The sequence below is a fragment of the Luteimonas cucumeris genome, from assembly GCF_007830035.1.
Classification (GTDB): Bacteria; Pseudomonadota; Gammaproteobacteria; order Xanthomonadales; family Xanthomonadaceae; genus Luteimonas_C; species Luteimonas_C cucumeris.
Map to the genome: position 1 here is coordinate 65,269 of NZ_VLKN01000002.1, position 13,932 is coordinate 79,200.

Annotated in this window: 12 protein-coding genes; 1 reads left to right on the plus strand and 11 read right to left on the minus strand. The window is 67.0% G+C overall.

Translation table 11 applies throughout. From position 1 onward, the window contains the following. Positions 1 to 118: 118 nt before the first annotated feature. From IP90_RS03410 to IP90_RS03450, 9 genes are all read right to left on the minus strand, one after another. A complete protein-coding gene (locus IP90_RS03410; protein WP_144898233.1) occupies positions 119 to 4,507 on the minus strand; it encodes a DEAD/DEAH box helicase in 4,389 nt (1,462 codons plus the stop codon). 99 nt (positions 4,508 to 4,606) lie between these two features. Next, positions 4,607 to 4,996 carry a DUF488 domain-containing protein gene (locus IP90_RS03415; RefSeq protein WP_144898234.1) on the minus strand — a complete coding sequence of 130 codons (390 nt, stop codon included), beginning with the start codon at positions 4,994 to 4,996 and terminating at the stop codon, positions 4,607 to 4,609. 51 nt (positions 4,997 to 5,047) lie between these two features. After that, entirely contained in the window at positions 5,048 to 6,469 is a 1,422-nt protein-coding gene (locus IP90_RS03420) for an amino acid permease (protein ID WP_144898235.1), read from the minus strand. 144 nt (positions 6,470 to 6,613) lie between these two features. Further along, positions 6,614 to 7,744 (minus strand): cyclopropane fatty acyl phospholipid synthase, encoded by a 1,131-nt coding sequence (gene cfa, locus IP90_RS03425; protein ID WP_144898236.1) that lies wholly within the window; start codon positions 7,742 to 7,744, stop codon positions 6,614 to 6,616. A gap of 101 nt (positions 7,745 to 7,845) precedes the next feature. Beyond that, positions 7,846 to 8,682 (minus strand): DUF3298 and DUF4163 domain-containing protein, encoded by an 837-nt coding sequence (locus IP90_RS03430; protein WP_242007470.1) that lies wholly within the window; start codon positions 8,680 to 8,682, stop codon positions 7,846 to 7,848. A gap of 138 nt (positions 8,683 to 8,820) precedes the next feature. Then, complete coding sequence (locus IP90_RS03435) at positions 8,821 to 9,030, minus strand: cold-shock protein (protein ID WP_137265674.1); 210 nt, start codon at positions 9,028 to 9,030, stop codon at positions 8,821 to 8,823. Between the two features lie 230 nt (positions 9,031 to 9,260). Further along, complete coding sequence (locus IP90_RS03440; RefSeq protein ID WP_144898238.1) at positions 9,261 to 9,974, minus strand: pseudouridine synthase; 714 nt, start codon at positions 9,972 to 9,974, stop codon at positions 9,261 to 9,263. A 129-nt stretch (positions 9,975 to 10,103) separates the two neighbouring features. Beyond that, positions 10,104 to 10,376: a GNAT family N-acetyltransferase gene (locus IP90_RS03445; RefSeq protein ID WP_144898239.1), complete on the minus strand. Its 273-nt coding sequence runs from the start codon at positions 10,374 to 10,376 to the stop codon at positions 10,104 to 10,106. After that, complete coding sequence (locus tag IP90_RS03450) at positions 10,373 to 11,176, minus strand: hypothetical protein (RefSeq protein WP_144898240.1); 804 nt, start codon at positions 11,174 to 11,176, stop codon at positions 10,373 to 10,375. The genes IP90_RS03445 and IP90_RS03450 overlap by 4 nt, the downstream gene beginning before the upstream one ends. 221 nt (positions 11,177 to 11,397) lie before the next feature. Here IP90_RS03450 and IP90_RS03455 point away from each other — a divergent pair, with 221 nt between their 5' ends. Continuing rightward, positions 11,398 to 11,592 carry a hypothetical protein gene (locus IP90_RS03455; protein ID WP_144898241.1) on the plus strand — a complete coding sequence of 65 codons (195 nt, stop codon included), beginning with the start codon at positions 11,398 to 11,400 and terminating at the stop codon, positions 11,590 to 11,592. A 13-nt stretch (positions 11,593 to 11,605) separates the two neighbouring features. Here the strand turns inward: IP90_RS03455 and IP90_RS03460 are convergent, their stop codons facing one another. Further along, on the minus strand, positions 11,606 to 12,229 hold the full coding sequence (locus tag IP90_RS03460) for a rhomboid family intramembrane serine protease (RefSeq protein WP_144898242.1): 624 nt from the start codon (positions 12,227 to 12,229) through the stop codon (positions 11,606 to 11,608). Then, positions 12,226 to 13,839: a POT-type proton-dependent oligopeptide transporter gene (locus IP90_RS03465; RefSeq protein WP_144898243.1), complete on the minus strand. Its 1,614-nt coding sequence runs from the start codon at positions 13,837 to 13,839 to the stop codon at positions 12,226 to 12,228. The genes IP90_RS03460 and IP90_RS03465 overlap by 4 nt, the downstream gene beginning before the upstream one ends. Positions 13,840 to 13,932: the final 93 nt, after the last annotated feature.

Sequence of the window (13,932 nt, forward strand, 5' to 3'; positions counted from 1 at the left end):
TCATCCTCGCTGCGAGTCAAAATCTGTTGAAGAAATGTCCCGACGGCGAAGCCTGTCGCTCCTGCCGTCACCTCCGCACAGCGAGGGGCTCATCAGCTGTGGAATTCGACGCCGCCGCCTATGAATCGAGCGCAGCTACCTGCAATCCCGCGAACACCGGTTCCGGCTCGCGCAGCAGCGCCTTGCGCGCGGCCCGCTGTCCGTCCGCATCCAGCGTCACCAGCCATTCGATCTCACCGGCCACCAATGCTGCCAGCGGCAGGCCATCGCGATACAGCACGCGCGACCCGGTCAGTCGCGGCACCTTGTTGCCGGGCAGCACCGTTCCCAGCAGGTTGAGCGGATCGGTCGCCGACAGACAAACCAGCGCACCGTCGCGCTCGCGCTGGCGGACCTGCCGCATCAGGCCGATCGCCTCGGGCAAGGCGAACTGTTCGCCCGACAGGCCGGCGATGAAACGGCCGCCACGGATTTCACCGCGCGCTTCCAGGCGATGGTAGACACGCAGCAACTCGCGCCAAGGCGGCAACCAGGCCGCCTCGCGTTCAAGCAGGCGCCAGCACACCACGCCGTAGCGGCGCAGCAGCACGCGCGCGACATGCTCGACGGCTTCCGTGTCGGGCTTGCTGTCCGCGCTTGCCGTACCGCGCCGGATCAACGCCCAGCGCCCCGCATCCTCGATGCCGAACAGCGATGCACGTCGACGGCGATGCGGGGAAGCGCTCGGCCGTTTCGACGCAGGTACCAGCAGCGCGCGCAGGCCGGCATAGCTGTCGCAGTGGACGCGGCCGCGCGCGACCAGTTCGGCCAGCGCGTCCTCCAGTTCGATGCGCAGCAGGTGCGCGCCTGAAACCAGTTCGTCGAAGAAGGACGCGCCATGTTCGGCGAGATGGTCGGCCACGCGCTGCGCGCGCGAGGACAGTGCATCGTCGGCCGCGCGCGCCGGCGCCAGCCGCGTCCATGCCGCCGCCTGCCGGCGTGGCAGCAACACGATCGGCGTGGCGCGGACCGGCGTGCTGCCTCGACTGCCGCTGGTGTCACCGGCACTGACGCGCAGGCGCGTCCACATCGTGCGCCCGGCAGTGCACAGATCGTCCAGCCAGCTGATCGAATAATCGTTGACGCGCGCCGGCAGCAGTTCGGCTTCCCACGCGGCCGCCGGCGCCTCGAAACCTTCGAGCTGCGCAAGCACTCCTGCCAGGGCTTCCGGCCCGCTGACGCGGGTGCCGCGGCTGACGCGCTGCCAGTCGAACAGGAAACGCATGAAGTCGCGCGGCTCGACCGGTTCGATCTCGCGACGCAGGCGCTTGAGCGTGTACCGGTGGATGCGGGCAAGCAGGTGGCGTTCGCACCATTCGTCGGTGTCGACGTGCGGTGTAAAACGACCCTGCATCACATAGCCTTCGCCCTGCAGGCGCAGCAACGCCATCTCGATGTCCGGCAGCGGCAACGACATCGCCGCGGCAAGCGAGGCGGCCGGCGTCGGACCGAGCCCGGTCAGGCGTGAGCGCAGCAACTCCATCGCTGCGTCTTCGCGGGTCCAGGCCTGCTGCGCGTATTCGGCCGGGGCTTCGATGAAGGGTTGCAACGCGGCATCCGGGTGCAGTGCCCGCAATTGCGGCAGGCGCTCGGCGGCGATCCAGAGGCCATGGGTTGCGCTGTCCTCGGCCAACACGAGGCGCGTGGCGCGATGATCCTTCGCCAGTCGATGCAACCAGTCCGACCAGCCCGCGTTGTCGGTGGCTTCGCGAACGGTGACCACGCCCAGCCCCATCAGCGCTTCATGCATCTCGTCGGCATTGCGCACCTGCGGCCAGGCCTCCTCGCGCACGGCTTCGATCGCGGCTGCGTCGAGGCGCCCGAGGTCGTCGGCGCTTTGCGGATCGGCATAGCGTCGCGTCTGCACGGCCTGGGTGCGACGTTCTTCCAGCGGCGCGTCGTCGAGGAAGGCGTAGGGACGCGCATTGAGGGCTTCGGCGGCAAACGGCGAAGGCGCGGTCAGGTCGCGCGCCAGCACCCGTACCTGGCCGGACTCGAGTCCGCGCAGCAGTCGCAGCCAGCCGTCGACATCCATCGCTTCATGCAGGCAGTCGTGTAGGGTCTGCGCGACCAGCGGATGGTCCGGCACTTCGCGCTCGCCGACCAGGTTCTCCGCGCACGCGACCTGGTCGGGGAACACCGTGGCCAGCAGGTCTTCGGACTTCATCCGCTGCAGCTGCGGCGGCACCTTCTTGCCACCGACGAAACGCGGCAGGGCCAGCGCGGTGGTGGCGTTCCAGCGCCAGCGCGCGCCGAACAACGGTGCGTCCAGCAGGGCCTGGACCAGCACGTCGCAGGCGGAGGCGGAATGCAGATAGCTGGCCACCTCGATCAGCGGGAAGCTGTGGCTGGTCGACAGCGACAGCACGATCGCGTCCTCGGTCGCCGCCGCCTGCAGCTCGAAGTTGAACTTGCGGCAGAAACGCTTGCGCAGCGCCAGGCCCCAGGCGCGATTGATGCGGCTGCCGTAGGGCGTGTGGATCACCAGCTGGGTGCCACCGGTTTCGTCGAAAAAACGCTCCAGGACGATGGTGTCCTGGGTCGGCATTGCACCGAGGGCCGCGATGGTGGCGCCGAGGTAGTCGAGCACCTGCTGCGCGGCGTCGCGCGGCAGGCCGACCTCGTCGGTAAGCCAGACGTTCGCGACGGCCATGCCCTGCCCCGCGATTCTTTCGGCGACGGCCTCGCGCAGCCGCGAAACGGAGAACGACAACTCGTCCGTGCGTCCGGGCGCCTCGCCCAGCCAGAATGGAATGCTCGGCGGCGCGCCCTGCGCATCCTCGACGCGGACGCGGCCCGGCTCGACGCGGATGATGCGGTAGCTGGCATTGCCGAGCTGGAAGATGTCGCCCGACATGCTCTCGATGGCGAAATCCTCGTTGACCGTGCCGATGTTCTGCGCCTGCGGCTCCAGGATCACCGTGTAGTCGGCCATGTCCGGGATCGTGCCGCCGGACATCAATGCAGTCATGCGCCCGCCCTTGCGGCCGCGCAGTTTCCTGTTGACGGCATCTCGATGGATATAGCCAGCACGGATACCGCGACGCGTGGTGAAACCTTCGGCCAGCATGCGCACGACCGCGTCGTAATCCTTGCGCGGCAACGCCGCGTACGGCCAGGCGCGGCGCAGCCAGTCATACAGCGCGTCCTCCTCCCATTCCCGGCACGCGACTTCGGCGACGATCTGCTGCGCCAGCACGTCCAGCGGCGCCACCGGCATCACCAGCGCATCGAGCTCGCCGCGGCGCACGCCGTCGAGCAAGGCGGTGCACTCGACCAGCTCGTCGCGGGTCTGAGGGAACAGCCGTCCTTTCGGCACGCCACCGACATGGTGGCCGGAACGGCCGACGCGCTGCAGGAACGCGGCGATCGAACGCGGCGAACCGAGCTGGCAGACCAGGTCGACGTCGCCGATGTCGATGCCCAGCTCCAGCGAGGCGGTCGCCACCAGCACGCGCAATTCGCCGCGCTTGAGGCGTTGTTCGGCATCCAGTCGCAGTTCCTTGGCGAGGCTGCCGTGGTGCGCGGCGACGGCGTCCTTGCCGAGCTTCTCGCCAAGGTGCCGCGCGGCACGCTCGGCCATGCGCCGCGTGTTGACGAACACCAGCGTGGTGCTGTGCTGTTCGACCAGTTCGGCAACGCGCGCGTAGACCTGTTCCCACTGGTCGTTGGACATCACCGCGCTGAGCGGCGTCGGCGGCAGTTCGAGCGCCAGGTCGCGTTGTCGGGTATAGCCGATGTCGACGATCTCGCAATCAGGCACGCCGTCTTTCGACACCGCGGCCGCTCCCACCAGGAAACGCGCGACCTCGTCGATCGGCTTTTGCGTCGCCGACAGGCCCACGCGGGTCAGACGTCCGCCGCACAGGGCTTCCAGTCGCTCCAGCGACAGCGCCAGATGGCTGCCGCGCTTGCTGCCGGCGACGGCGTGGATCTCGTCGACGATGACGGTGCGCACCGGCCCCAGCATCGCGCGTCCGGACTCGGAACCGAGCAGCACGTACAGCGACTCCGGCGTGGTCACCAGGATGTGCGGCGGCTTGCGTCGCGTCAGCGCGCGCTCGGCCTGCGGGGTATCACCGGTGCGCACGGCGGTGCGGATCTCGATGTCCGGCAGGCCCATCTTCTCGAGTTCGGCGCGGATGCCCGCCAGCGGCGCCTCGAGATTGATGCGGATGTCGTTGGACAGCGCCTTCAGCGGCGAAATGTAGACCACGGTGGTCTGGTCAGGCAGCGCCGCCTGCTGCCCCAGCAGGTCCTGCCCGCCCAGTGCCAGCCCCTGCCGCACTAGGTCGTCGATCGCGGTCATGAACGCGGTCAGCGTCTTGCCCGAGCCGGTCGGCGCCGCGACCAGCGTGTTGCGCCCGCTGCGGATCGCCGGCCACGCGGCCACCTGCGCCGGCGTGGGCGCCGGGAATGCGCTGCGGAACCAGTTGGCAACCGCGGGATGAAAGGCTTCTAGTGGCATGGGGGACTGTCGCGCCGCGGGATCGGGGACCGGCGAACCAGAAAGATCGGGGCGATCCGGTTCCGATCAACTCGATATCCGTCGCCGCGTGCCGGAAGCCTAGAGCCCGGCGATCTCACCGCGTGAGACCGACGGCGCCTGCAGGACGTATTCGCGCAGCGCCACCGCCTGGTTGTGCTCGGTATCGCGCGCGCCGTAGACCAGCGTGACCCGGCCGCGCTTCAGCCATCCGCGCAGTTCGTCGACCGCATCCGGATTGGCGTCGAGTTCGTGCGCATAGCGCCTGCGGAATTCGTCCCAGCGCGCCGGATCATGGCCGAACCAGGTGCGCAGTGCGGTGCTGGGCGCGATCTCCTTCAGCCAGCCCTGCACTGCGATTTTCTGCCGGCTGACACCGCGCGGCCAGACCCGATCCACCAGCAGGCGCATGCCGTCATCACCGCTGGCCGGCTCGTAGGCGCGCTTGAGGTGGATGTCGGGTCGATTCATGAACCGTGCCTCGTAACAGGCACGACGTGAGCGCCAGGTGGATCGCGTCGATCAAGCTTCCTGGCCGCGTGCCAGCAGGCTGCTGCGACGTCCGTAGGCCAGGTACGCCACCACGCCGATCGCGTTCCACACCAGGAACCACAGTTGCGTGCGCTGCGGCAGGCTCCAGAACAGGTACAGGCAGCCGAAAATCGCGATCGGCGCCACCACCCACGCCAGCGGCGTGCGGAACACGCGCGGGCGGGCCGGGTCGCGCCTGCGCAGCACCAGCAGACACACCGCCACCGCGATGAACGCGGCCAGCGTGCCGGCATTGGCCAGCGCCGCGATTTCGTCCAGCCGCGCCACGCCGGCCAGCGCCGCCACCAAGGTGGCAGTGAACAAGGTGGTGGCGATCGGCGTACCGGTCCGCGGACTGACCTTGGACAGGCCGCGCGGCAGCAACCCATCGCGCGACATCACGAAGAAGATGCGGCTCTGCCCGTACAGGAAAGCCAGCAGCACCGTCGGCAGCGCGATCACTGCCGCCGCCGCGATGATGGTGGCCGCCTTGCCCTGCCCCAGTTCGCGCAGGATCAGCGCCAGCGGTTCGGGGCTGTTGCCGAACACGGTGTAGCTCATCGCGCCGACCGCCGCCAACGCCACGACCATGTAGATCAGGGTGCAGCCGATCATCGAACCGACGATGCCGATCGACAGGTCGCGGCCGGGATTCTTGGTTTCTTCCGCCGCCGTGGAAATCGCATCGAATCCGTAGAAGGCGAAGAAGATGATCGCCGCGGCCGCCATCACGCCGCGCTCGACGCCCTCGGCGTCCATCGACTTGGCAAAGCCATACGGCATGAACGGCTGGGTATTGGCCATATCGAAATGCGGCAGCGCGATGGCGACGAAGATGCCCAGCGCGATGATCTTCAGCACCACCAGCGCCGCGTTGAGCGTGGCGCTTTCGCGCGTGCCGGCCATCAGCAGCCCGGCTACCACGAACACGATCGCCACGGCTGGCAGGTTGACCACGCCGCCGGCATGCGGCCCGGCCGTCAGCCACAGCGGCAGGTCCACGCCCAGTCCCTTGAGGAAGCCGACCGCGTAACCGGACCAGCCGACCGCGACGGTACTGACCACCAGCGAGTACTCCAGGATCAGGCTCCAGCCCACGACCCAAGCGATGGTCTCGCCCAGCACGATGTAGCTGTAGGTGTAGGCGCTGCCGGCGGCCGGCATCATCGTGGCCATCTCGGCATAGGCCAGCGCCGCACAGGCGCAGACGATGCCGGCCACCGCGAACGACAGCAGCACGGCGGGGCCTGCCAGGTTCGCGCCGACGCCGATCAGGGTGTAGATGCCGGTGCCGACGATGGCGCCGATGCCCAGCGCGATCAGGTGCGGCCAGCTGAGCGTCGGTACCAGCCGTCGCCCCTCCTCGTGCACGGTGACCTGGTCGATGTCCTTGCGCCGGAGCCATGTCTGCATGAAAGCCTCGCATCTGGGCGAATGAGGCGCACATAGTGAGGCATCGGCTACGGGCATGGACAGTACCCGCCCTATGTGTCGGGACAGTCAGGCTGCCTTTCGATTTCGCCTCGGTGCCCGAATCGAACCGCACAACCCTTCCCGTCAACGCGGCGCGATGTAGCCGCCCGGCACACCACGCGGTGACAGCACCAGTTGCCACAGCTGGATGCGCCGGGCGCGGAACGCCGCCATCGACGAGGCCAGATAGTAGCGCCACATGCGCCGGAAACGTTCGTCGTAGCGCGCAGGCAGCCTGTCCCAGGCCGCTTCGATGTTGCTGCGCCAGGCCTGCAGCGTGCGGTCGTAGTCGGTACCGAAGTTGTGCCAGTCCTCGATCACGAACACGTCCTCGGTGGCGTCGGCGATCTGCGCCGCCGACGGCAGCATCGAATTGGGGAAGATGTAGCGGCCGATCCACGGGTCGGTGTGCGTGACCGAATGGTTGCCGCCGATCGTGTGCAGCAGGAACAGGCCATCATCGGGCAGGCAACGCCGTGCCACGTCGAAATAAGCGCGGTAGTTCTTGACGCCAACGTGCTCGAACATGCCGACCGAGAGGATCCGGTCGAAGTGTTCTTCCAATTCCCGATAGTCCTGCACGCGGATCTCGATCGGCAGGCCGGCACACAGATCACGGGCGAATGCGGCCTGCTCGCGCGAGATGGTGATGCCGACGCCATCGACGCCGTAGCGCTCGGCAGCGAATTTCAGCGCCTCGCCCCAGCCGCAGCCGATGTCCAGCACGCGCATGCCGGGGCGCAGGCCGAGCTTGCGGCAGATCAGATCGAGCTTGGCTTCCTGGGCATCGTCGAGATTGCCGGCTTCGCGCCAGTAACCGCAGCTGTAGACCAGGCGCTTGCCGAGCATGGCCCGATACAGGTCGTTGCCGAGGTCGTAATGGCGTTCGCCGACCTCGTAGCTGCGCCGTCCCTTCTGCAGGTTCAGCAGCTGCGCGCGCAGCGCGTCCCAGATCTCGGCAAGGCTGTGTGCGCGCTGGTCGATGCGCGCGTCGAGCAGGTGGAACATGAAGCCGTCCAGCGATTGGGCGTCCCACCAGCCATCCATGTACGACTCGCCCAGCGCCAGCGAGCCGCGGGCCAGCACGCGTGCGGGAAAGTGCGGGTCATGGACCTGGATATCCCAGGGACGGTTGCCGCCGATGCGTATGTCGGCATCGCCCAGCAATGATTGCAGACGATCCTGGAAAGGCTGTATCGCGACATCCGCCTTCATTGCATGCCCCCATGCTGGTACTGCTCAACTTTCGCAGCGGCCCACTTGCGGTCTGCGGAGGTGGGGCGCTGCATTACCTCGCCTGATGATCGACTCCTCGTTCAACCGCCCGCGAAATAGCCGCGATAGGCCGGAGCGACCTGCGGCAACAACACGCTGGCCGGCACCTCCACGGCCTGCGTGCCGTCCGCGTACGGACCCACCTGATACGGCGGGAACACGAAGCGCAACGCGGTCAGCTTGCCTGCGGCGTCGACCACCGGTTCGAACTGCGCGAAGTTCTCGGCCTTGGCCTCGCTGCCTTCGTCGATCATCCTGCCGGCATCACGGATCAATTCGGCGCGCTCGCTGGGCGGCAGCTCGTCGGCGTCGACGCGTTCGGACAGCTTGGTATGCAGCTGTTCGCGCACGTAATCGGAAATCGGCTTCCAACCACTGGCCTGCGGCACCAGCGCCTTGGCGGTGAGCAGCTCGTTGCGTTGCGGCAACCACACGAAGCGCGCGATCAGCGGGCTGCCGTGCGCGCCGCCGGTATAGCTGCTGCCGTCGGCGGCGATCGCGACGATCTGCGGCGTCTCGAGGAGTTCGGTGAAGCTCAGGGTGAGATCGTAGGGTGCGGTGGGCTTGTCATTGCCGAGGCCGTCGACCGCCTCGAGCAGTTCGGCGCGCGCGGCATCGGCGTACTGCCTGAGATGCGCCGACAGCCCGGGATATTTGCGCGCGGCCGGCGGATAGCTGATGCCGATCACGTAACGCTCGTTGGCTTCCGCCACGTCCATCAGTTCGGCGGGCCCGGCTACGGGCGCCGTCGCCCCGGGAGCGGCGGGCGCCGCTTGCGGCGTTGGGGCGGTTGCGGCGGGCGTGGGCGGTTCCGCGCCGCGGTTGCAGGCCGACAGCATCAATGCCAGCAGGCTTGCCGGAAGGATCATGTGTTTCATGTGGCGGTCCGTGGACAACGTCATGGCTAAATTATCGCGCCGCGCGTGATGCCCGCATCGACATCGCACCGCCATCCGCCCAATAAAAAGCCCCGGGCGTCGCCGCCCGGGGCCTGGTGTCACGCTGAAGCTACAGGCTTACAGGGCCTGCACTTCGTCGGCCTGCAGGCCCTTCTGGCCCTGCACAACCTTGAACGAGACCTTCTGGCCTTCCTGCAGCGACTTGAAGCCGCTGCCCTGGATCGAGCGGAAGTGGACGAACAGGTCCTGGCCGCTTTCCGGGGTGATGAAGCCGAAGCCCTTGGCATCATTGAACCACTTGACGGTACCGGTCTGACGATCGGACATTTTGTTACTCCTTGGAACAGCTTTGAGTTGGAAACACGGCCTGCGACACGCATGGCCGAGACTGTCGAGCAAGGGGTAACGCGAGAGCGATGGAGCGGATCGTCGGATCTACCGCATCGGAGCCACGATGTACCGTGATCCCGGCTTTGAACAGTGGGCGCACCATACCCTACTTTCTCCCCCAAGTGTGAACAGGGGCGACGGATGTGCCGACGAGCGGTAAAGGAGGCCTACCAGTCCTGCCGCTGGGGTAGCAGCCCGCGCAGCTCCGCATCGGTCAGGTTGCGCCACTGGCCGGGCTTCAGGTGGCCCAGCTTGACGCTGCCGATCCGCACCCGCAGCAGCTGCTTCACCCGGTGACCGAAATGCGCCGCCATCAGCCGGATCTGCCGGTTCAGGCCTTGCACCAGCACGATCCGGAAGCCGAACCGGCCGAGCTTGCCGGTCCTGCACGGCAGCGTGGTCTGGCCGTGCACCGGCACGCCGCGCGCCATGCCGCGCAGGAATTCGTCGGTGACCGCGTGGTTGATCGCGACCAGATATTCCTTCTCCAGCTTGTTCTCGGCGCGCAGGATCTCGTTGACGATGTCGCCGTTGCTGGTCAGCAGGATCAGGCCCTCGGAATCCTTGTCGAGCCGGCCGATCGGGAAAATCCGCTGCTGGTGGCCGATGAAGTCGACGATGTTGCCCTTCACCGCCGATTCGGTAGTGGTGGTCACCCCGGGCGGTTTGTTGAAGGCGATGTAGACGTGCTTGCGCTGGCCTTTGGCCGCGGCGCGCGGGCGCAGGACCGAGCCGTCGACGCGGACCTCGTCGCCCTCGCCCACCTCGGCGCCGACGCGTGCGCGCAGGCCGTTGACCGTGACCCGGCCTTCGGAGATCAGGCGGTCAGCCTCGCGCCGCGAACAGAAACCGGTATCGCTGATGTGTTTGTTGAGGCGCATGGGCCGCGCATTCTACCCGGCCGCCGCCAGCGCCACCGGCTTTGCTAGCGGAACTGCTCCGCTGCTCCCGCGGAAGGCCGCGGAAAAGCAGCGGAACAAGCTTCGCACCACGCAATCAGCAGCCGGCAGCTAGACCAGCAGGTCGTCGTACTCGCGGTGCTTCTTCACGTAGGCCGCCACGTAGGAGCAGCGCGGCGCCACTTTCAGACCCTGCGCGCGGGCGTGGTCCAGCGCCGCCCTCACCAGGTCGGCAGCGATGCCACGGCCGCCGATCTGCGGCGGCACGCCGGTGTGGACGATGGCGATGGCGCCTTCCTCCGGCACGTAGACGAGTTCCGCCTCGTGTCCGTCGACCTCGGTGGTGAAACGGTGCCCGGCGACATCATGGACAACCGTGCTCATGCCTTGCCCCCGCGGCTGTCGCGCTTGCCCTGGTTCCTGCGGTCGGTGGTGCTGATGCTGCCCTGGATCGACGCCATCCGGCTCTCGCCGGCATGCAGCTCCTGCGCCTTCGCCGCCGCCTGCGGCGACTGGAAGCCGGCCTCGGGCACGTGTTCGCGCTCCGGGTCCAGGGTCTGCCAGGGCTTGGCCTGATGGTCCTGCTCCTTTTTCGCCTCCAGCAGCTTGCGGGTATTGGCCAGGGCCTGTTCGGGGGTAATTTTCTTCGTTGCGCGCTTGCGGGTACCGCCCGTGGGAGCCTTGCGCGCGGATTTGACGGACGCCTTGGCCGGCTTCGAAGTGGCCGTTCCTGCGCTGGCCGGTTTCGTCGCCTTCCGGGCCCGCTTCGCCGGGGTTGCCTTGCTTGCCGCCGCCTTGCGGGTCGCCTTCGTAGCGGCCGTGCCCGATGCTTTCTTGGCCGCGCGCTTGCCAGCCGTGCGGGCTGCGCTCTTTTCCTGTTTCTGCACCAGCTTCAGCTGGGTTTCGAAACGCTTCAGGATGTCGGCCAGCAATGTCGCCTTGGCCTTGCTGCGCTGGTTGGCCTGGCCACTGGCGCCGCGCTTGCTTCCGGTGCGCTCGCGCGAAGCCAGGCGCTGGCGCTGCAGCAGGTCGCGGGCGCGATCGCGCGCCTTGCGGGTGCGTTCCACGCGCCGTGCCAGCTCGGTCGCCGTCAGTCCGCGCAGGCCGTTGATGCGGCTGTCGGTATACAGCGACATTTCCGCCTGGTTGAGCAGGTTCTGGGCCTGGGTCCGCGTCATCGCCATTGGGGGGCTCCTTTGCTGGTATGAAGTGGTCGCTGGTTCATGGGTATCACCCTCGCCATTCACGCCAAGTGAGCGATGGACGCGCAGGCAACGTCAGCCGTGCCCGCCTGCACGGCGCTGACTGACGCCCTGCGTCACTGGTCGGCTGCAAGGCTGACGCCGTGGCGTTGGCACGGAAGCTGCGTTCAATTCCGGTATCCAAGGGGATCCGGAGAGAACGAATGTCTGACCACAACCCGATGCCGACTGCCTCGATGAGCGACGACATGCTGCTGTCGCGGCTGTTCGAGCTCGTCCGCAATGGCGAACTCCACAGTCCGGAGGTGAGCCAGCTCGATGCGGCCATCCACCAGCGCCTGGAACAGAACTACGACGACAGCCGCAAGCCGGTGATGAAGCTGATGCAGGCCGCCTGAGCCTGCACCGGTTTCACCCGAACGACGGGGTCATCAATCGCTGCAGGAAGGTCGCCGCCGCGCGCGGCTCGACGACCAGCGTGAACAGGATCCCGTAAGCCGCACCAAACAGATGCGCGCTGTGGTTGACGTTGTCGCCGCCGCGCTTGTCCATCCAGATGCTGTAGCCGACGTAGATCGCGGCGAACACGAACGCCGGGATCGGGATCGGGATCAGGAACAGGTAGATGCCCGACCACGGCGCCAGCAGGATGAAGGCGAACAGCACCGCCGACACCGCCCCGGACGCACCCAGGCTGCGATAGCCGGCATCGTGTCGATGCTGCAGGTAGGTAGGCAGGATCGCGATCACGATCGCCGACAGGTAGAACGCCAGGTAGCCGATCACGCCGATGCGTTCGACGAAGAACGTTTCCATCGCCTGCCCGAACGACCACAACGTGATCATGTTGAACAGCAGGTGCATCCAGTCGGCGTGGATGAAGCCATGCGTCAGCAGCCGGTCATATTGCCTGCCGCGATCGATCGCCGGCGGCCACAGGATCAGCCGCTCCAGCAGGCGCGGCTTGTCGAAAGCCTGCCATGACACCAGGCAGGTGATGGCGACGATGATCGTGGTCAGCGAAAGGGACATCATGCCGCCCGGTAGTTGTCCTGCATCGGATAGACCCGTGCGTACAGCGCGAACGCCAGAGCCGCGACGAAAGCGAACCCGGCGAAGAAGAACATCAGGAACGCGTTTTCGCTGAAGCCAGTGGCGGCGATCCGCGAGATCACCGACTCGTTGCGCACCGCGGCGTTGGTCAACAGTACCCACAGGTTGCCGAAGGTGACCGACAGGTACCAGAACGCCATGATCACGCCCTTCATCGCCAGCGTCGCCTGGCTGTAGGCGAATTCCAGCGCCGTTGCCGACACCCACACCTCGCCGAAGGTCAACAGGATGTACGGCAACGTCTGCCACGCCAGCGAGGTCGATGCGCCGCCGTCGAGGTGCAGCTGGATCAGGCCGGCACCGACCCAGGCGAGACCCGAGAACGCGATGCCCCAGCCCATCTTCTTCAGCGCGCTGAGCTCGATGCCGATCCGGCGCAGCGCCGGATACAGCACGAGGTTGTTGAACGGGATGATCAGCATCACCAGCAGCGGATTCAGCGCCTGCATCTGCGCCGGCTGCGTCACCAGCCAGCTCGGCCACCACCAGGCCTCGTGCGGCACGCGCATCTCGTTGCCCTGCAGGATCCAGGTCGAGGCCTTCTGGTCGAACAGCGACCAGAACGGGGTCACCAGCGCGAACACGATCAGGATGCGCAGCACTGCGCGCACGCTGTCCACCGCCGCGTCGCTGTGGCGGCCGCGCGCGCGCTCGAGTTGCATCCAGGTGCCGATGCCGCCGAACACGATCAGCGCGCCAAGGGCGAGGCAGGCGCTGATCACGAATTCGAAGGCCTCCGGCCACCACGCCGGCCCGGTTGCCCAGCACAGCAGGATCGCCGCCGCGATGGCGGCACCGAATGCCGCGACCCAGAAGCCGGTCCTGCCCTGCCCTGGCTGCTGCGTGGTCAGCGCCGTGCGCGCGACCTTGAGGAAGGAATCCGGATCGGTGCCATGCGTCGGCGGAACGCGCACGTACTTGCGCCGCCCCATCCAGAAGATCAGCGTGGCGATGCCCATCAGGATGCCTGGAATGCCGAACGCGACCGCAGCGCCGTACTGGCGCAGGAAGATCGGCATCAGCAACGAGGCGAAGAAGCTGCCGAAGTTGATGGTCCAGTAGAACGCATCGAAAACAACCTTGGCGCGGTGCTTGTTGCCCTGGTCGAACTGGTCGCCGACGAACGACACCACCAGCGGCTTGATGCCTCCGGAACCGAACGCGATCAGGAACAGGCCGGTGTAGAAGCCGGTGCGGTTGTCCTCGAACACCGCCAGGCAGGCGTGGCCGACGCAGTAGACCAGCGAGAACCACAGCACGGTGTTGTACTTGCCGAAGTAACGATCCGACAGCCAGCCACCGAGCAGCGGGAAGAAGTAGACGCCGATGACGAAGCTGTGGAACACGTCCTTGGCGATGCCGGCGCGTTCGGCTTCCGGCGCATACAGCAGCAGCGTCGACACCAGGAACGGCACCAGGATGTTGCGCATGCCGTAGAAGCTGAAGCGCTCGCAGGCTTCATTGCCGATGATGTAGGGAATCTGCCGTGGCAGGGGCGCCTTGGGCGGCGCTTCGGCGGCAATCGTGGTCATCAGGTGATCCTGTGCAGGGCAGCCCCGGCAAAATAGCCGCTCGCCGCGCGCTTGTCGAAAAAGCGGCGGCGAACCTGCGCTTGTCCCTAGCGC

What these genes read in the sequence shown, in the direction of transcription:
- IP90_RS03410 (WP_144898233.1), bottom strand. Translation starts at nt 4,507, where the DNA reads ATGCCACTAGAAGCCTTTCATCCCGCGGTTGCCAACTGGTTCCGCAGC.
- IP90_RS03450 (WP_144898240.1), bottom strand. Translation starts at nt 11,176, where the DNA reads ATGGCGATGACGCGGACCCAGGCCCAGAACCTGCTCAACCAGGCGGAA.
- IP90_RS03455 (WP_144898241.1), top strand. Translation starts at nt 11,398, where the DNA reads ATGTCTGACCACAACCCGATGCCGACTGCCTCGATGAGCGACGACATG.
- IP90_RS03465 (WP_144898243.1), bottom strand. Translation starts at nt 13,839, where the DNA reads ATGACCACGATTGCCGCCGAAGCGCCGCCCAAGGCGCCCCTGCCACGG.
- IP90_RS03440 (WP_144898238.1), bottom strand. Translation starts at nt 9,974, where the DNA reads ATGCGCCTCAACAAACACATCAGCGATACCGGTTTCTGTTCGCGGCGC.
- IP90_RS03420 (WP_144898235.1), bottom strand. Translation starts at nt 6,469, where the DNA reads ATGCAGACATGGCTCCGGCGCAAGGACATCGACCAGGTCACCGTGCAC.
- IP90_RS03445 (WP_144898239.1), bottom strand. Translation starts at nt 10,376, where the DNA reads ATGAGCACGGTTGTCCATGATGTCGCCGGGCACCGTTTCACCACCGAG.
- IP90_RS03435 (WP_137265674.1), bottom strand. Translation starts at nt 9,030, where the DNA reads ATGTCCGATCGTCAGACCGGTACCGTCAAGTGGTTCAATGATGCCAAG.
- IP90_RS03460 (WP_144898242.1), bottom strand. Translation starts at nt 12,229, where the DNA reads ATGATGTCCCTTTCGCTGACCACGATCATCGTCGCCATCACCTGCCTG.
- IP90_RS03415 (WP_144898234.1), bottom strand. Translation starts at nt 4,996, where the DNA reads ATGAATCGACCCGACATCCACCTCAAGCGCGCCTACGAGCCGGCCAGC.
- IP90_RS03430 (WP_242007470.1), bottom strand. Translation starts at nt 8,682, where the DNA reads ATGAAACACATGATCCTTCCGGCAAGCCTGCTGGCATTGATGCTGTCG.
- cfa (WP_144898236.1), bottom strand. Translation starts at nt 7,744, where the DNA reads ATGAAGGCGGATGTCGCGATACAGCCTTTCCAGGATCGTCTGCAATCA.